The 17,136-nt window shown below is 71.8% G+C and carries 18 protein-coding genes; 4 read left to right on the top strand and 14 right to left on the bottom strand.

Annotated elements, in window-relative coordinates:
* Nucleotides 1-573: 573 nt before the first annotated feature.
* On the bottom strand, nt 574-1,800 hold the full coding sequence (locus tag ABIA35_RS14615; protein ID WP_370358240.1) for a pyridoxal-dependent decarboxylase, exosortase A system-associated: 1,227 nt from the start codon (nt 1,798-1,800) through the stop codon (nt 574-576).
* 147 nt (nt 1,801-1,947) lie between these two features.
* Here ABIA35_RS14615 and ABIA35_RS14620 point away from each other — a divergent pair, with 147 nt between their 5' ends.
* Nucleotides 1,948-3,624, top strand: a complete 1,677-nt coding sequence (locus tag ABIA35_RS14620; RefSeq protein ID WP_370358241.1) for a condensation domain-containing protein — start codon at nt 1,948-1,950, stop codon at nt 3,622-3,624.
* On the opposite strand, the gene ABIA35_RS14625 is transcribed toward ABIA35_RS14620, so the two are convergent.
* The 11 genes from ABIA35_RS14625 to ABIA35_RS14675 form a co-directional block, all read right to left on the bottom strand.
* Nucleotides 3,552-4,232 carry a 4'-phosphopantetheinyl transferase superfamily protein gene (locus tag ABIA35_RS14625; protein WP_370358242.1) on the bottom strand — a complete coding sequence of 227 codons (681 nt, stop codon included), beginning with the start codon at nt 4,230-4,232 and terminating at the stop codon, nt 3,552-3,554. The genes ABIA35_RS14620 and ABIA35_RS14625 overlap by 73 nt on opposite strands.
* A complete protein-coding gene (locus ABIA35_RS14630; protein ID WP_370358243.1) occupies nt 4,223-4,969 on the bottom strand; it encodes a thioesterase II family protein in 747 nt (248 codons plus the stop codon). The genes ABIA35_RS14625 and ABIA35_RS14630 overlap by 10 nt, the downstream gene beginning before the upstream one ends.
* A 14-nt stretch (nt 4,970-4,983) precedes the next feature.
* Nucleotides 4,984-6,075 carry an HAD-IIIC family phosphatase gene (locus tag ABIA35_RS14635; RefSeq protein WP_370358321.1) on the bottom strand — a complete coding sequence of 364 codons (1,092 nt, stop codon included), beginning with the start codon at nt 6,073-6,075 and terminating at the stop codon, nt 4,984-4,986.
* A gap of 74 nt (nt 6,076-6,149) precedes the next feature.
* On the bottom strand, nt 6,150-7,298 hold the full coding sequence (locus ABIA35_RS14640; RefSeq protein ID WP_370338625.1) for an acyl-CoA dehydrogenase family protein: 1,149 nt from the start codon (nt 7,296-7,298) through the stop codon (nt 6,150-6,152).
* Nucleotides 7,295-7,546: an acyl carrier protein gene (locus ABIA35_RS14645; RefSeq protein ID WP_370338624.1), complete on the bottom strand. Its 252-nt coding sequence runs from the start codon at nt 7,544-7,546 to the stop codon at nt 7,295-7,297. The genes ABIA35_RS14640 and ABIA35_RS14645 overlap by 4 nt, the downstream gene beginning before the upstream one ends.
* 51 nt (nt 7,547-7,597) lie before the next feature.
* Complete coding sequence (locus ABIA35_RS14650; protein WP_370358244.1) at nt 7,598-8,476, bottom strand: 3-hydroxyacyl-CoA dehydrogenase family protein; 879 nt, start codon at nt 8,474-8,476, stop codon at nt 7,598-7,600.
* Nucleotides 8,473-10,083 carry an acyl-CoA ligase (AMP-forming), exosortase A system-associated gene (locus tag ABIA35_RS14655; protein WP_370358245.1) on the bottom strand — a complete coding sequence of 537 codons (1,611 nt, stop codon included), beginning with the start codon at nt 10,081-10,083 and terminating at the stop codon, nt 8,473-8,475. The genes ABIA35_RS14650 and ABIA35_RS14655 overlap by 4 nt, the downstream gene beginning before the upstream one ends.
* Nucleotides 10,067-10,342, bottom strand: coding sequence for a phosphopantetheine-binding protein (locus tag ABIA35_RS14660; protein ID WP_370358246.1), 276 nt, complete (start codon nt 10,340-10,342; stop codon nt 10,067-10,069). Before ABIA35_RS14660 ends, ABIA35_RS14655 begins: the two co-directional genes overlap by 17 nt.
* A gap of 320 nt (nt 10,343-10,662) precedes the next feature.
* Complete coding sequence (locus tag ABIA35_RS14665) at nt 10,663-11,124, bottom strand: DoxX family protein (protein ID WP_370338616.1); 462 nt, start codon at nt 11,122-11,124, stop codon at nt 10,663-10,665.
* 297 nt (nt 11,125-11,421) lie between these two features.
* A complete protein-coding gene (locus ABIA35_RS14670; protein ID WP_370358247.1) occupies nt 11,422-12,324 on the bottom strand; it encodes a hypothetical protein in 903 nt (300 codons plus the stop codon).
* Between the two features lie 42 nt (nt 12,325-12,366).
* Complete coding sequence (locus ABIA35_RS14675) at nt 12,367-12,894, bottom strand: SigE family RNA polymerase sigma factor (protein ID WP_370338612.1); 528 nt, start codon at nt 12,892-12,894, stop codon at nt 12,367-12,369.
* A gap of 123 nt (nt 12,895-13,017) precedes the next feature.
* Between ABIA35_RS14675 and ABIA35_RS14680 the strand changes: the two genes are divergently transcribed.
* A complete protein-coding gene (locus ABIA35_RS14680; protein WP_370358248.1) occupies nt 13,018-13,851 on the top strand; it encodes a thioesterase family protein in 834 nt (277 codons plus the stop codon).
* Between the two features lie 99 nt (nt 13,852-13,950).
* Here the strand turns inward: ABIA35_RS14680 and ABIA35_RS14685 are convergent, their stop codons facing one another.
* Nucleotides 13,951-14,430, bottom strand: coding sequence for a MarR family winged helix-turn-helix transcriptional regulator (locus tag ABIA35_RS14685; RefSeq protein ID WP_370358249.1), 480 nt, complete (start codon nt 14,428-14,430; stop codon nt 13,951-13,953).
* 122 nt (nt 14,431-14,552) lie between these two features.
* Between ABIA35_RS14685 and ABIA35_RS14690 the strand changes: the two genes are divergently transcribed.
* A complete protein-coding gene (locus tag ABIA35_RS14690; RefSeq protein ID WP_370358250.1) occupies nt 14,553-15,536 on the top strand; it encodes an alpha/beta hydrolase in 984 nt (327 codons plus the stop codon).
* A 93-nt stretch (nt 15,537-15,629) separates the two neighbouring features.
* Here ABIA35_RS14690 and ABIA35_RS14695 read toward each other — a convergent pair whose 3' ends face one another.
* Nucleotides 15,630-16,187: a TetR/AcrR family transcriptional regulator gene (locus ABIA35_RS14695; protein WP_370358251.1), complete on the bottom strand. Its 558-nt coding sequence runs from the start codon at nt 16,185-16,187 to the stop codon at nt 15,630-15,632.
* A gap of 70 nt (nt 16,188-16,257) precedes the next feature.
* Between ABIA35_RS14695 and ABIA35_RS14700 the strand changes: the two genes are divergently transcribed.
* Nucleotides 16,258-17,103, top strand: a complete 846-nt coding sequence (locus ABIA35_RS14700; protein WP_370358252.1) for an oxidoreductase — start codon at nt 16,258-16,260, stop codon at nt 17,101-17,103.
* Nucleotides 17,104-17,136 lie beyond the last annotated feature (33 nt).

The raw sequence follows: 17,136 nt of genomic DNA on the forward strand, positions 1-17,136 counted from the left end.
GCCGGCGGGCGGCGGGCGGCGGTTGTGGCTGGGTAAGGGCGCGCATCGGTCCGAGTCACTGCGCACGCGTTTGGTCTGGCGGCTGCCTGCCGCATTTGGTGGGTGCCTAAGATCAAAGGCAGGTGCCTCCGGCAGGCGCTCTACAGCGGGGGGCGCCCCCTGCGGGCCTGCTTGATGGCGGCGGCCCGCGACTGTTCGGCTTTGTCTTCGTGCGTGGGCGCGTTGCGCTTGTTGGTGGCGGTGCTGCTTGTGGTCACCATGTTCCGGGTCCCCCGCCGCGTCGACGCCTGACGGAAGCAGGCCGGTCCGGTGGTATCAAGTCGGATCGCTGTTGCTGTGGCCGGGTATCAGCGACTTGACACCACCGGCCCGGCCAGCTTGGCTACGCCCGCCGACGCGGCGGGGGACCCGGAACAAAGAGCCCTCTATGGTGTGGCGGGATCCACGTGTCACACGGTGGTCGGCTATCGAGGGCCGAGTCCTGTGTGACACGTGGATCCCGCATCCCATACAGGTGGGGTTGGAAAACGCCCTTGACTGTCAACCTCCGGACAAACCGCATCCGGCCACCGTTCAGACAAGCACCTCGACCGGTGCCGGGTGGCTGAGGAAGGCGGTCGGACTGGCCGTCAGACCGTAGGCGCCAGCTTGGAAAAGCACGATCAGGTCGCCGACGTCCGCGTCCGGCAGCTCGATGTCGTCGCCGAGCAGGTCCAGCGGGGTGCACAGGCACCCGACCACCGAGACCTTGGCCGCGGCCGGGTCGTCGATGCGGTTCGCCACCGCCAGCGGGTAGTTGCGGCGGATCGTCTGCCCGAAGTTGCCCGAGGCCGCCAGTTGGTGGTGCATGCCGCCGTCCACGACCAGGAACACCTTGCCGCGCGACGCCTTGCGGTCCAGTACCCGCGTGACGTACACGCCGGCCTCGCCGACCAGGTAGCGGCCCAACTCGACCGCGATCCGGGCGCCGGGCAGGCCGGCGGCCACCACGTCGGTCAGCTTCGCCAGGTTCTCCCCGATCGGCGCCAGGTCCAGTGCGGAGTCCCGTGCGGTGTAGGGGATGCCGAAGCCGCCGCCGACGTTGACGTAGCGGACCGGCGAGGGCGCGTGCTCGGCGAGGGTGAGGACCAGGTCGACGGTGCGGCGCTGCGCCTCGCAGATCTCCTCGGCGCGCAGGTTCTGCGAGCCGGCGAAGATGTGGAAGCCCTGGAACTCCAGGTCCCCGCCGCCCATGAGGCCCAGCAGGTCCGGGACGCGCTCGGCGTCCACGCCGAACTGCTGCGGGCCGCCGCCCAGGCGCATGCCGGAGCCGCGCACGGCGAAGTCGGGGTTCACCCGGACCGCGACCCGGGCCGTGACGCCGGTCTCGGCGGCCGCGGCGCGGACCCGGGCGAGTTCGAGCTCTGACTCCAGTTCGACGGTCACCCCGGCGGCCACGGCCTGGCTCAGCTCGTCCGCGGTCTTGCCGGGGCCGGCGAAGCTCACCTTGGCCGGGCCCACCGGGGTGTCGAGGGCGGCGCGCAGTTCCAGGCCCGAGGCCACGTCGAAGCCGTCGACCAGGGTGCTCATGTGGTGCAGCAGCGCCGGCATCGGGTTGGCCTTCACGGCGTAGCTCAGGTGGATGCCGTCCGGCAGCGCGCGCCGGACCGCGGCGACCCGCTCGGTGAGCAGGGCACGGTCGTAGGCGAAGAACGGCGTCGCCCCGACGCGGGCGGCCAGCCGCCGCACCGGGACGCCGCCGACGGCCAGCTCGCCCTCGTGCCGGCCGAACCGGGCGGCGAGGTCTTCGGTCAAGGTCATACCGCCCACTGTCCGAACCGCGAAGCTCGCGGTCAATGCGCGCGGATGGCCGGTAACGGCGTCAGGAAGCTGACACCGCCGGGCCGTTGTCCCAGGCCGGGCGGGCGGGGATCGTCTTACCATGCACGAGCGATACGGGGCCGGCCGGTGACGGGGACGGCTCAGGACACGAAGACCGGCGCTTTGGGACTGGGCCAGCGCTACATCTGGCTGCGGCACCACCAGCTGCCCGCCGAGGCGCGCCACGACGCGCACATCGTCACCCGCTTCCCGCTGCCGCCGGGGTTGTCGGTGCCGCAGATCCGGACGGCGCTGGGCCACCTGGTGCGCCGGCACGAGGCGCTGCGGACCACCTACCACCACGACGCGGACAGCGATCCGTGGCAGCGGGTGCACCCGGCCGGGCCGGTGAAGCTGGTCCAGGCCACGGCCGAGCAGGACGGCACCCCGCCGCCGGCCGCCGTGGTCCAGGAGCTGTCCACGGCGCCGTTCGACCTGGCCGCCGACTGGCCGCTGCGGGCCTGTGTGATCACCGACGGCGGCACGCCGCGCCAGCTGGTGGTCGTCATGAACCACATGGCCTTCGACGCCTGGAGCGTGGACCGCTTCGAGCGGGAGCTGGAGGTGCTCGGCACCGCGCTGGCCACCCGCCGGCCGGCCAGTCTGGAACCGGTGCGCTACCAGCCGCTGCACCTGGTCGGCCACGAGAGCCAGACCGGGTTCCGGGACCGGCACGAGCAGGCCTCGGAGTTCTGGCGCGAGCAGGCGGCGCGCCTGAGCTCCGATCTGTTCGCCCGGCGCCGCGGCGGTCCGGCCGACCCGAACGCCGCCACCCTGACCTCCCCCGCGGCCCTTTCCGCCAGTCGGCAGCTGGCGGACCGGGCCGGACTGTGGCCCTCGCTGGTCCACGTCGCGGTGTTCACGGCGTTGGCCGCGGCCTACACCGGCGACGGCCTGGTCCCGCACTGGAACTTCCACGGCAACCGCGGCGAGGACGCCTACAGCGATGTGCTGACGTGCCGCTTCTCGCCGCTGCTGATGATCGTGGACGGCCGGGACGACCCGTCGTTCTCCGAACTGCTGGGGCGGGTCGCGGAGCAGACCGAGGCGGTCCGCGACCACACCGCGCTGGGCTACGACGAGATGCTGGAGATCCTGGCCTGCGCCGGCGCCATCCGCGGCCGGGACCTGCGGATCGGCTCGGAACTCAACTTCCTGAGCCACGCCGCGCACACCGCTGGCGTCCGGCGCACGACCTTCGTGCGGAACGCGGCACCGACCGCGTGGGCCGCGTTCGGCTCGGACGTGTATCTGCGGATCACCGAACTGCGCGACGCGGTCTCGGTGAACCTGCAGGCCTCCGGCGCGGTGATGGACGCCGAGACCGTCGAGCGCTTCCTGCGCGGCTACGAGGCGGTGCTGCTGGCGCTGGCCGAGCCGGACTCGGATCTGCGGATCAGCGAGATCTCGACCTTGGCCGGGTTCGGAGAACCCGCGGCGGCGACTCCAGACCTCACGGTGGCAGGCACCGTGGAGACGGCCGGCGCGGAAACCTTGCTGGAGCTGCGCGGCGCCATCGGCCGCGCGATGGACATCTGCGCCGACATGCTCGACCTGGACTCGGCCTATGTGCCGAACGGCGGCCGGGTGCTGCGCCTGCCGCGCGTGCTGGACCTGCTCCACGAGCGCGGCTACGGCGGCCTGACGCTGCACGATCTGGCCGGTGGGACCCCACTGCGGGTGCTGGCGAATCAGCTTTCGAGGAATCGGTCGCAGAGCACGAATGGTGTGACCCCGCCTGACACCACAAGCGCCGCCGGATAGCCGGGTGCGGCGGAGAACCACCGGACGGGCAGCTCAGCAGGGAAGCCCGCCGACGGCGCCGACGACCGCGCTTTCGCGCCGTCCACCAGGACGGCGCGCAGCCCGGCGACACCGGCGCCGTCGGCTTTGACGTAGGCCTCTTTGGCGGTCCACAGCCGGAAGAACTCCCGCCGCCGCCACTCCCCCTCCAGCCGGGCCAGGCGCTCGGCTTCGCAGGGCTGGAACATCGTCCGCGCCATGGCCAGGCAGTCCACGTCCCGGCCGTCCCATTCCAGGTCCACACCGACCCGCCGGCCCGGCGACGCCACGGCGATCAGCGCCCAGCGCCCGGAATGGGACACGTTGAAGTCCGGCGGCGTGCGACCGTCGCAGGGGTCGATGATCGGCCGTCCGCCGTCCTCGGTGGCGATCGCCACCTCGTCCGGGGCCAGGCCGCAGGCCTCCCCCAGCACCGAACGCAGAACAGCGCGCGCCACCGTGAACCGGCGCCCTTCGTCAGGGCTCGCGTATCGGGCGGCGCGCGCTCGTTCTTCGTGGCTGAGCCACCGGTGCGGATCCCCTTCCTGGTCCAGCGCGGCGCGCCAGACCCGGACCGCGGTCACAGCCACGGGGTCAGGGCCTCCAGCAGGTACTTGTGGGTGATCTGGGCTTGTTCGAACACTGCGAAGTGGCCCTGGCCCACGGTGTGCAGGGCGAACTCCGCGGCCGCCTGCTCGCGCCAGGCCGCCGTGCCGGCGGTGCCGGCGCGCGGGTCGTCGTCGGCGTCCAGCACGGTCAGCGGCAGGTCCAGCGGCGCTTCGGGGGTGTAGCGGTAGGTCTCCTTCACCTCCAGGTCCGCCCGGACCGCCGGCAGGATCAGCCCGAGCAGGCCCGGGTCGCCCAGCAGGCTTTCCGGCGTTCCGCCGAGGCGCCGCAGCAGCGCCACGACCTCCTCGTCGGAGGCGTCGTGGACGTTCGGCAGCAGGCTGTCCCGGATCTGCGGCGCCGGGCAGCCGGAGACGAACAGGTGCACCGGCATCGGTGTCCGTGAATCCCGGCGTCGGAGCTCGCGGACGGTCTCGAAGGCGGTCAGGGCGCCGAGACTGTGGCCGTAGACCGCATACGGTCCGTCGGCACTGTCCTGCACCACGTCCGCGATCTCGGACGCCATCTGTTCCATGGCGCGGATCGGCTCGTCCCGGAGCCGGGCCTCGCGCGCCGGGGGTTGCAGCGGGCAGACCGCGACGCCGGGCATGGCACCGATCCAGGGCCGGAAGGACGACGCGCCGCCGCCGGCGTGCGGGACGCAGTACAACCGGACCTCGCCCGGCGGGCGCGGGAACGGCAGCCAGCGTTCGGTGCTCATGCCGGGGTCTGTACTCATGCCTGGCCCGCCGCGCCGGGGCCGGTCACGTGCTCGGTCCCGTCCTCGTCCACGGTCACCAGCTTCACGTACGGAGCCGGCGGCTGAAGCCGCGCCATGTCGGCCTTCAGGGTGGCGAGCTTGCCCACCCGGGCGATCTCCGTGAAGCCGGCGAAGGCGTAGGTGATCTGCATCATCCGGTTCCGGCCGGTCTCGACGAAGTCGGCGTGCAGCTCCGCGCCAGCCTCGTTCGCCAGCCCCATGACGTGGTTCAGCAGCACCGAGCCGACGCCGCGGGACATCACCCGGCAGGACATGAGCAGCATCAGGAGTTTCCAGACGCCGTCGTCGCCCTTCTCCACCAGGGTCAGGCCGACCTTGCCGTAGGTGCCGAACTTGTCCTCCAGCGAGGCCACGAGCAGCAGGTGGTTCTTGGACTCGCGCAGCTCGTCGAGCTCGTCGTAGGAGTAGGTGCGGCCGGTGGAGTTCAGCTGGTTGGTGCGGATCGTCAGTTCCTCGGCGCGCTGCAGGTCCTCGGTGCGGGCCGGGGCGATGACGAAGGTCATGTCCAGGCTCGCCAGGAACTGGTCGTTCGTGCCGCTGAAGTCGCGCTCGATGTCGTCGCGGGTGGCCTGCGCCAGGTACATCAGGCGGCGCTGGGCCGACTCGTCGGTGACGAAGCGCGGGTGGAACTCCGGCCGGGCCAGCTGCTCACCCAGGTCGGCGACGTCCACGCAGAGCACGTCGGGGTGCGCGTGCGCGACCTCGGCGAGCTCGAACTCCTGGTCGTCGACGAAGGCGAAGGCGTCCAGGCCCAGGTTCAGGGCCTTGGCGATGTACGCGACCGACTCGGACTTGGCGCCCCAGCCGATCTGCGGGTGCAGGAACATGTCCTGCAGCCCGAACGCCTTCAGCTTGGCCAGCGCGGTCTCCGGGTCGTTGCGGCTGGCGACCGAGTGCAGGACGCCGAGGCCGTCGAGCCGGTGGATCTGCGCGACGACGTCCGAGCGCAGGACGACGTTCTCGTCCTCCAGCAGGATGCCGTCCCACAGGGTGTTGTCCAGGTCCCAGACCACGCACTTGATCCGGCCCTGCTTCGGCTTGGTCATCGCCTGCGCGGTCTGCGCCTCGATGCTGTCCGCGCTCGAAGCGCCGGCCGTCGCAACGCCGTCGGCGGTGGTGCTCACGACAGGCCTCCTCGGAATGCCTCGCCGGCGATGGTGAGCTGCTGGACCTCGGTGGAGCCCTCGATGATCTCCATGACCTTGGCGTCGCGGTAGAAGCGCTCGACCGGGTAGTCGGGGCTGCAGCCGTTGGCGCCGTGGACCTGCACCGCCTGGGTGGCGTGGCGGGCCGCGGCGGTGGAGGCGAAGTACTTCGCGATCCAGGTGGCCATGATGGTCGAGGGTTCGCCGGCGTCCTTCAGGCGCCCGGCCTCCTCGCACAGCAGCCGCGCCGCGCGGGCGTCGGTGACCATGTCGGAGAGCTTGGCGCGGATCTGCGGCAGCTCGCTGAGCGGCGCGCCGTTGACCTTGCGCTGGGCGGCGTAGCCGGCGCAGGCGTCGACACAGGCCTGGATGATGCCCACCGAGCCGGTCGCCACGCTGTAGCGGCCCAGGTCCAGGGTGCCGGTGAGCACCATGCCGGCGGTGAAGCCGCTGGGCCCGAGCAGGGCGTCCGGGCCGAGTTCGACGTCCTGGAAGGAGATCTCGGCGATCATCGAGGCCCGGGTGCCGAGCATGCCGTCGATCGGCAGCACGCTGACGCCGGGGGTGTCGTGCGGCACCAGGAACGCCGCGATGCCGGTGCCGACGCGGGCGAACACCAGCAGCAGGTCGGCCCGCTGCCCGTTGGTGATCCAGCGCTTCACCCCGGAGATCCGCCAGCCGCCGCCGTGCGGGACCGCGGTGGTGGTGATGCCGGAGGTGTCGCTGCCGGCGCCGGGCTCGGACAGGCAGAACGCGCCGAGCACGGCGCCGCGGCTCATCCGCGGCAGCCAGCGCTCACGCTGCTCGGGGCTGCCCCAGCGGTGCACGGCCCAGGAGGCCATGGTGTGCACGGTCAGCAGGCTGCGCACCGAGGAGCAGCCGCGGCCGACCTCCTCGTGGATCGCGCCGAGCGTGACCATGTCCAGGCCCGCGCCGCCGAACTCGGCGGGCAGGAACGGCGCCCACAGCCCTTCGGAGGCCAGGCGCTCCAGCAGCTCCTCGGGGATGCGGCCGTCCCGGTCCCAGTCGTTGGCACACGGCACGATCCACCTGTCCACGAACGCCCGCGCCGAGTTCCGGTCGGGCGTCCCGAGCGCGGAGCGCTCGAGATCGGCGACGGTCATGCCAGGACCTTCTGCCGGCCGACCAGGTCCGCCATCAGCTCGACGGTGCGGAAGCTGTCGATCTTCAGCTCGTCGTTGGGGACGGTGATGGAGAAGGTCTTCTCGATGAACATCACCAGTTCCATGGCGAACAGGGAATTGACGAATCCGAGCGCGAAGATGTCGTCGGAATCGCTGATCTCAGCCTGCGGGAAACGGCCGTGGATGAACTCGGCTATCTGCTTCTTGGCCTGGATCGAGTCGGACATTCGCTTATCTCCTTGCGTTGTTGGCCTCGTAGGCGTCGTTGGCGTCGTTTCTCAGCGCGCGGAACCGGCGGCGACCAGCCGGCCGGAGGGGTCGTAGTCGTGGAAGCCGCGGCCGGACTTGCGGCCGTGCAGCCCGGCGTCGGTCATCTGCTTCAGCAGCGGGCAGGGCCGGTACTTGCTGTCCGCGTAGTGCTCGTACAGCACCTCGACGCTGTACAGGATGGTGTCCACGCCGATCAGGTCCGCGGTCTCCAGCGGGCCCATCGGGTGGCCGAAGCAGCTGCGGAACACCTCGTCCACGTCGGCGGCGCTGGCCACGCCCTCGTGCACCAGGTAGGCGGCCTCGTTCACGGTGAGCATCAGCACCCGGTTGGAGACGAACCCGCAGGAGTCCTTCACCTGCACGGCCTTCTTGCCCATGGCGGTCAGCAGGTCGCGGGTGCGCCGCACGGTCTCGGGGCTGGTGTGGAAGCCCGGGATGAGCTCGACCGCCGGCTTGGCCGGGACCGGGTTCATGAAGTGCACGCCGACCACGCGGTCGGGGCGGTCGGTCACCGAGGCCATCTTGGTGATCGGGATCGCGGAGGTGTTGACCACGAACACCGTCTCCGGGCCGCAGGCGGCGTCCATCTCCTCATGGACCGCGCGCTTGACGTCCCAGTTCTCGGTCACGTTCTCGATCACGATCTCCGCGCCGGCCACCTGCTTGGCGCCGACCCCGGTGGTGATGCGGGCCAGCACCTCGGCCGCGTCCACCTCCGGGCCGCCCATCAGCCGGCTCATGCGGCAGTTGCGCTCGATCAGGGTCAGAGCCTCGCGCAACGTCTCCTCGTCCTTGTCGACGAGGATCACGTCGTGCCCGGTCTGCGCCAGGTTCTGCGCGACCCCGACGCCCATCACGCCGGCGCCGACGACACCCACCAGAGTCATGTCAGTCCCATCTCGTCATCGGATTCCACTTGCGATATCCGCTCCCGGATCAGGGGGCGGTCGAACTTGCCGTTGGCGGAGCGCGGAAGCCGGTCCAGGAACTCGATCCGCCGCGGCAGCATGTAGGTCGGGATCCGGCCGCGCAGCGCGGCCAGCAGCGAGGCAGCGTCGGCGCGGGCGGGGCCGGGGTCGGTGCCGGCGTCCGGGACGGGAGCCACGACGAGCACGATGTGCTGGCCCAGCGCCTCGTCCGGCACCCCGAAGGCGGCCGCCTCGACGACCAGCCCGGTGGCGTGCGCCGCCTCCTCCACCTCGGTCGGGCTGACCCGGTAGCCGGAGGTCTTGATCATCTCGTCGGCACGGCCGCGGAAGTAGAGGAACCCCTCCTCGTCGCGCACCGCGCGGTCCCCGGACCAGACCGCGGTCTCGGCACGCGCCGCGCCGCCGGCGCGCGGCAGCGGCCGGTAGCGTTCGGCGGTCCGCTCGGGGTCGTTCCAGTAGCCCAGGGCCACCAGCGCGCCGCGGTGGACGATCTCGCCCTCCTCGCCGGCCTCGCACGGCGTGCCGTCCGGCCGGACCACCAGCACCTCGGCGTTCGGGATCGCCTTGCCGATGGAGTCGGGGCGCCGGTCGACCTCGGCCGGGTCGAGGTAGGTGGAGCGGAAGGCCTCGGTGAGCCCGTACATCAGGAACGGGTCGGCCTTGGGGAAGATCTCGCGCAGCCGGTCGAGCGTGGGCCGCGGCAGATGGCCGCCGGTGTTGGCGAAATAACGCAGATGGGCCGCGGACTCGGCGGGCCAGTCGGCCTCGGCGAGCTGCATCCACAGCGGGGGCACGCAGGTCAGTGCCGTGACGCGGTGCCTGGCGCACAGCTTGGGCACTTCGCGGGCCAGCAGGAAGTTGACCAGGACCACGTGCGCGCCGGCGTGCAGCGCGGTGGTCACCTGGCTCAGGCCCGCGTCGAAGCTCAGCGGCAGGACCGACAGGATCACGTCGTCGGCGGTGTGGCCGAGGTAGCCGGCCACGCTCTCGGCGCCGGCGAGCAGGTTGCGGTGCGAGAGCACGACGCCCTTGGGCGTTCCGGTGCTGCCGGAGGTGTAGAGGATCGCGGCGATGTCGGAGTCGACGACCGTGACAGGGTTCTGCGTCTCGGGCTCGGCCATCTGGCACAGCTCGGTCCAGGCGGTCACCGGGGCCGCGCCGGCGTGGTCGTCGGTCCCGGCCCGGGTGCCGACCACGACGACGTGCGCGACGCACTCGGGCAGGTCCCCGCGGAGGGTCTGCAGCCGCTCGGGGCTGGTCAGGACCGCCCGCGCGGTACAGTCCGCGGCGATGAAGGCGACCTGCCCGGCCTTGAGCAGCGGGTTGACCGGCACCACGACCAGCCCGGCGGCGGAGGCGGCGAACAGCGCCACCACCGTCTCCAGCCGCTTCTCCAGGTAGACCAGGACCCGGTCGCCGCGCTCCAGGCCGAGCGCCCGCAGGCCCGCGGCGGCCGCGCCGACCTGCTCGGCCAGCCGGCCGTAGGTCAGGGTGCCGTCCTTGAAGGTGACGGCGGGGCGCTCGGGGGCCCCGCGGCGCACCAGGTCGTCAAGCCGCGTCAGCACCGCTACCGACCAGCGCGCTGACGGCCGCCCACAGGGAGCCGACGGTGGCGAACGTGGCCTCGTCCAGGATCTCGTCGGGGAGCTCCACCCCGAACTCGGCCTCGACGTCGGCCAGCACCTGCACCACGGCCATCGAGTCCAGGCCGAGCGCGGCCAGGTCCTCGCCGGCGGTCAGCGGGCCGGCCCCGGCGTAGGGCAGGTGGGGCCGCAGCAGCTCCTGGAACGGGAGCGGGATCTCGATCTCATCAAGGGATGTCAACGTGCCACCTCATCTCGGGCGGGGCGCTCGGCGGGCGCGGCCGCGGACGGATCGCCCGGCCGCGATCCAGTGTGTGGGGAAAAGCCGGGGGCGCCGATGGTCGAACGGTGACAGGTTGTCCCTGCCCGAACCGGTCAGCGCCCGGTTGTGGGGAGCCGCGGTGGCATGCGGCTTCACGCGTTTCGTCACAAGCTGATCAATGGCCTGATTCACTGCGCGGACGTCCCGGACGTCCTGGACGCGGTGCCGCCGCGCGGCGGGGATTCCGGCGCGGACCCGCGGGGGGTCGGATCCGCGCCGGATCGGGAGGGCCGGTCAGCTCACGCCGCGACAGCGGCGGGCGTGCCCTCCGGCTCGGACACGGCCGGCGCCGGGGACGCGCCGCGCAGCTTGGCCACGACGGCGTCCGCGGACAGCGGGCCGGCCCCGACGATCGCGATCATCAGGAACGCCCAGCAGAACAGCGCGGCGGGCTCCCCGCCGTTGGCGATCGGGAGCAGCGCCTTCTCCTGGTGGACGGAGAAGTACGCGTAGGCCATCGTCCCGGACAGGATGATCCCGGCGACCCGCGTCCCCACGCCGACCATCACTAGCACCCCGAATACGAACTGCAGCGTCGCGGCGACCCCGCCGGGCCACGTCGTCGGCGACACCGTGTGGCCGCCCATGGCCTTCATCGGCCACGAGAACAGGCTGCTGGCACCGTGGCAGGCCATGAGGAAGCCCACGACGATCCGAAAGAGCGAGGTGCCGTATTCCGGCACGGACTTCAGGTTGCGCATTCCGTCTCACCGCTTCCTGGTAGTTCCGCCGATCGGTCGGCCGGCGGACATGCAGCTCACAGGCGCGTGGACGGCGCCTGACAGGCCCCAAGTCTCGACAAAGAAACGGCTACCGCCGAGAGGCGCACGGTGACAGGTTGTGGACGTCGGAAGCGGTCAGTGTTCGAGCTCTGATGTAGTGGCCCGGATGTCGCCGCATCTACACTTCGACGACGACGGCGGTTCCCCGGTGCTTGACTCACCAGGGAACCGCCGTCTTCTCGTCCGGCCGCGCCGGGCCGGGCCGGATCTGCCGGACTACGCCGGCGGGTTCATGAACGTGCCCTTGATCGTGGCCTCGGCCTGGTCCACGAAGCTCTTGTCCATCTTCAGGCCGCCCCAGGCGCCGCTGGACGCCACGGCGAACAGCTGGTCGTCGGTGAGCTGCGACTGGTCGCGGATCGTCACCTGCACGGACATGCCGTCCTTGCGGATGACCATGATGTAGGCGCCCAGCTTGCCGGTGCCCATGGCGTCCCAGTCGTGCTGGACGATGACGCGGCTGCCGTCGGGCAGGAGCTCGGATCCGCACGACGACACCCCGCGGCAGCCCAAGCCGGAGTTGCCCCCGTTGCCGTCGTGGAGCGTGACGTCCAGTTGCGCGGAGCCCTTCGCGGTCGTGATGGTCATCGACGCGTCGACCGCCCACTGCTGGCGCGGGTCCCCGCCGCCGTACGCGTAGTCCCCGGAGTAGGCCGAGCTGTCCGTACCCGCCGGGAGCAGCTTCTTCGTCTCCGCGATGACCGCCCGGGAGGTGACCCACTCGGGGTCGGTGACGGTCGCCGGCGGCGGCACGGTCCACCCCGGCGGGATGGTCACCGGCCGGCCCGGGGCCGACGAGGGCGGGGCGGTCGGGCCCGACCGGCCCGGCGACCTCGGCGAGGACGGCGGCGGCGCAGACCTGGACGTCTTCGTTCCGACACCCGGTGCGGCACTGCCCGCGGACGGCGAGTTCGAGCCGAACGCCCCCGCCATCGCCGCCGATCCGACCGCGACCGCCACCACCGCCGCGGTCCCGCTGACGGCGCGCAGCGTCCGCTGCCGCCGCCGCATCCGGCGACCGGTGCTGAACGCGTCGGCCGCCAGGGTGCCCACCGCCGGCGCCGGCCGTCCTCGCAAGTCCTCCCGGAGCCGGGAGCGGAACTCCTCTTCTGCTTGCATGCTGACTGATCTCCTTTGTCCGTAAGGGGTCGGCCGACAGGATCAGGTGATCGCGAGATCGGCCAGGAAGTCCGCGCCGAGCATCGACCGCAGCTCGGCGAGCGCACGCAGGCTCGCCGACTTCACCGCGGACGTGCTCATGCCGAGCATCTCCGCGACCGTCTCGATGCTGTGGTCCTCCCAGTACCGCAGGACGACCACCGCCCGCCGGCTCGGCGAGAGCCGCTCCAACGCCTCCAGCAGCGTCAGGCGCAATTCGTGCTGCACCGGCTGGACTGCCGTCTCCGGCAGTTCGTCCGTGACACGCTCGGTGGAACTACGCCGACGCCGGTAGCCGAGGAACTCGTTGGTGAGCACCCGCCGCGCATACGCGTCGACCGCCTCGGACCGCTCGATCTTCGGCCAGGCGACGTAGACCTTTGCGAGCGCCATCTGTGCCAGGTCCTGGGCGCGATGCCAGTCCCCGCACAGCAGATAGGCGGTCTCCCGCAGCCGCGCCGCGCGCGCCGCCGCGTACTCCGTGAACTCCGCATCCTGCCGTTCGCGACCACCACGCCCCGTCCGCCCCACGATCTCCGCCCTCCTCGCCGACCCGCTGCTTCTAGGTTCTAGATGCGATGGGGTGGCGGTTGTGATTCACCCCCGGGCCCGGGAACCGGAGCCGATCAATCCCTGAAATAGACTCGCACCACCATGAACATCGGCAGCTACTACGAACCGGCCGGCGAGAACCGCTACAAGCCCACGACGCACGCGGGTGGCGCGTGGGACCCCGAAGAGCAGCACTTCAGCCCCCTCGGCGGGCTGGTGGTGCACGCCATCGACCGGTTCGCGGCCGAGCGGCCGCGGTCTGGCGGCGCGCTGCTGCTGTCCCGGGTCAGCTTCGACATCCTGGGGCGGCTCGCGCTCGACGAGTGCGAGATCCGGGTCGAGACGCTGCGGCCGGGGCGGACGATCGAGCTGGTCGAGGCGGTCGTGCTCATCGGTGATCGGCCGGTGGTGCGGGCGCGGGCCTGGCTGCTGAACGCCGGTGACACCGCGGCGGTGGCCGGGGGCGGGGGCGGGGCCGGCGACGGTAAGAGCGACGGCAACGGGAACGGCGACAAGCTCACGCCCCCGGAAGCGCTGGCCTCGTGGCTTATGACGGACGTCTGGCCCGGCGGCTACATCGCCTCCGTCGACGTCCGCCCGGTCGCGCCGCCGCAGCCGGGACGCACGACGGCGTGGGTCGGGACCGAGCTCGATCTCGTCGCCGGGCAGAGCTCCAGCCGGCTGGCGTCCTTCATCGCGCTCGTCGACACGGCCAACGGCATCGCCGTTCGCGAATCCCCCACCGAGTGGATGTTCCCGAACGTCGATCTGACCGTCCATCTGCACCGGCAGCCGGTCGCGGGGCGGTGGACGGGGCTGGACACGACGGTGACGTTCGGCCCGACCGGTCAGGGCGTCACCTCGACCGTGCTCCACGACGTGGCCGGGCCGGTCGGCTACGCCGAACAGATCCTCACCGTTCGGCCGCTGACGTAGCTCAGGCGACGTAGCCCAGGCGACGCGGCTCAGGCGACGTAGCTCAGGCGACGTAGCTCAGGCGACGTAGCTCAGGCGACGTAGCTCAGGCGACGTAGCTCAGGCCGACGCTTCCGAAACATTGTCCGCCAGCAGGCGGAGCAGGCGCTTGGCGTCGTCGAACTGGCGCGGGGTCAGGGCCATCGCCGCGCCGATGGCGGCCGGCACGTCGGCGGCGCGGGTGCGCAGCTCCTCGCCCTCGGCGGTGAGGCTGACGCGGACCGTGCGCTCGTCGTCGGCGGCGCGTTCGCGGCGGACCAGGCCGTTGGTCTCCAGGCGCTTGATCAGCGGGGTGAGGGTCCCGTAGTCCAGGTGCAGCGCGGTGCCGATGTCCTTGATGGGGACGGTGCCGTGCTCCCAGAGCACCAGCATCACCAGGTACTGCGGATAGGTCAGCCCCAGGTCGTCGAGCAGCGGGCGGTAGCGCTGGGTCACGGCGCGCGAGGCCGCGTACAGGGCGAAGCAGAGCTGGTCGTCCAGCAGCATCGTGAAGCCGTCGTCCGAGGCCGGGGTGTCGTTCACGGATCGTGCGGTGTCCATGACCATCAGCATAGCCGTGGAGACGATCCCCTCGTGAGCATTTAACTTGTGCACGATGTAATCGCGCGCTAGTGTTCAGGCCGTGAGCTTCCCCCGGCTCACCGAACCACGAGGAGTCAGCCATGTCCGAGTACGTGCCCGCCGCCGCCCCCGCTCCCGTCCCCGTTCTCGAGCAGGCCGCCGCCGACTTCGCTGCCGCGACCGCCAACCCGCCGTACCTGTTCGACCTGGGGCCGGTCGAGGGCCGCAAGGCCGTCGACGAGGTGCAGTCCGGCGAGATCGCCAAGCCGGCCGTCGACGAGGAGTGGATCACGGTCCCCGGCGGGCCGACCGGCCAGGTGCGGGCCCGGATCGTCAAGCCGGCCGGCAGCACCGGCGTGCTGCCCGTGATCATCTACATCCACGGCGCGGGCTGGGTGTTCGGCAACGCTCACACCCACGACCGGCTGGTGCGCGAGCTGGCCGTCGGGGCCCGGGCGGCGGTCGTCTTCCCCGAGTACGACCTGTCCCCGGAGGCGCGCTACCCGGTCGCGATCGAGCAGAACTTCGCCGTGGCACGCTGGGTCGTCAGCGACGGCGCGGCCCGGGGCCTGGACGCCTCGCGCATAGCGGTGGCCGGCGACAGCGTCGGGGGCAACATGGCGGCGGCGCTGACCCTGATGGCCAAGGAGCGCGGCGGGATCCGGCTGGTCCAGCAGGTGCTCTTCTACCCGGTGACCGACGCGAGCTTCGACACCGCTTCCTACCACCAGTTCGCCGAGGGCTACTTCCTGCGCCGCGACGCGATGCAGTGGTTCTGGGACCAGTACACGACCGACCCGGCCCAGCGCGCCGAGATCACCGCCTCGCCGCTGCGCGCGAGCGTGGAGCAGCTGGCGGACCTGCCGCCGGCGCTGGTCGTCACCGGCGAGGCCGACGTGCTGCGCGACGAGGGCGAGGCGTACGCGAACAAGCTGCGGCAGGCCGGGGTCCCGGTGACGGCGGTGCGCTACCAGGGCGTCATCCACGACTTCGTCATGCTCAACGCGCTGCGCGAGACGCACGCCGCCGAGGGCGCGATCAACCAGGCGGTCGCGGTGCTGCGGACGGCGCTCGGGACGAACTAGCCCCGACCCCGGAGCAGGTCCTGCTCCCCCAAACCGGCGGCGTCCCGTCGCGAGCCTTCCCCCCGGGCTCGCGGCGGGGCGTCGCCTTTTGGCCTATTTCACGAGCGACGTGGCGACATCCAGCGCGGCAGCCATGCGCTCGGCGTCCGTTCCGCGGAGCTGAGAGCCCCGGGCGGTCGCCATGAACAGCGCGGTGAGCGCCAGACGCCCTTTGAGCCGGCCCTCGACCGAGTCGGCCGGGCCGAGCAGTGCGCCGACCTGATCCATGCGGTGCGCGAAGCTCGCCGTCGCGGACAGGTCGCGCATGGCGGCTTCGTTGGCCTGCGCGAAGCGGCTGAATGCGCGCCAGGGCCCTGACATGAGGGCGTGCAGCCGGAGCAACAGTTCGCGCCGGGTGGCGCGGGTCGCCGGTTGCCCGCCGGCCCACGCCAGCAGGTCGTCGACGGAGGCGGCGAGCTCGTCGTGCACGCTCGCCAGGATGTCCTCCTTGCTGCGGTAGTGGTAGTAGAGCGCGGGCCGGGTCACGCCGAGCCGGTCGGCGATCTCCCGCATCGTGGCGCGCTCGTATCCGTGCTCGGTGAAGACCTCGAGCGCCACCTCGTGGATGCGGACGCGGGTGTCGGTGCGCCGGCCGTCGGGTTGCCCTGCCATGGCGACTACCTTACATTGGCGTCAGGTATTTAGCTGACTCATGTGTAAGTAAGTTGGGGAGTGACACGCCATGCGGGACCGCACTCTGCTGATACTGATCACCGGCGCGAGCAGCGGCCTGGGCCGGGCGGCCGCGCGCCGCGCGCTGGCCTGCGGGCACACGGTCGTCGGGACGGTCCGCACCTCCGAGGCGGTCGAGGAGTTCGAGGCGCTGGCGCCCGGCCGTGCCCACGCGCGGATCCTGGACGCCGCCCGGTTCGACGACGCCCGCGGGGTCGTCGCCGGCGTCGAGCAGACTGTGGGCCCGATCGACGTGCTGATAGCCGCCGCCGGCTACGGCCACGAGGGCACCGTCGAGGAGTCGACGATCCAGGAGTGGCGCCGGCAGTTCGACGTCAACGTCTTCGGCGCGGTCGCGGTCATCCAGGCCGTCCTGCCCGGCATGCGCGCCCGGCGCGCGGGACACGTCATCACCGTCACTTCTGTCGGCGGCCTCATCGCGGGCCCCACGCTCGGGGTCTACAACGGCAGCAAGTTCGCGCTGGAGGGGATCACGCGCGCCCTGGCCGCCGAGGTGGCGGGGTTCGGGATCCGGGTCACCGCCGTCGAACCCGGCGCCTTCCGCACCGACTGGTCGGGCCGTTCCATGCGGCGCGCGACGCGGAGCATCGAGGACTACGACGGCCTCGTCGAGCCGATCAGCGCGGCGCGCGCCGGGTTCACCGGCCGCCAGCCCGGCGATCCGGACAAGGCCGCCGACGCGCTGCTGCGCTTGATCGAGCTCGACGAGCCGCCGACGCGGTTGCTGCTCGGCTCGGACGCCCACCGCGCCGTGACCGGTGCGCTGGCGGCGTTCGGCGCCGAGGTGGAGAAGTGGCGGGAGCTGACGCTCAGCACGGACTTCGCCGAACAGTGATGCCGATGCCTGCTCCCGCTACCAGCCGGCAAC

The organism is Catenulispora sp. MAP12-49 (genome assembly GCF_041262705.1).
Taxonomy (GTDB): Bacteria; Actinomycetota; Actinomycetes; order Streptomycetales; family Catenulisporaceae; genus Catenulispora.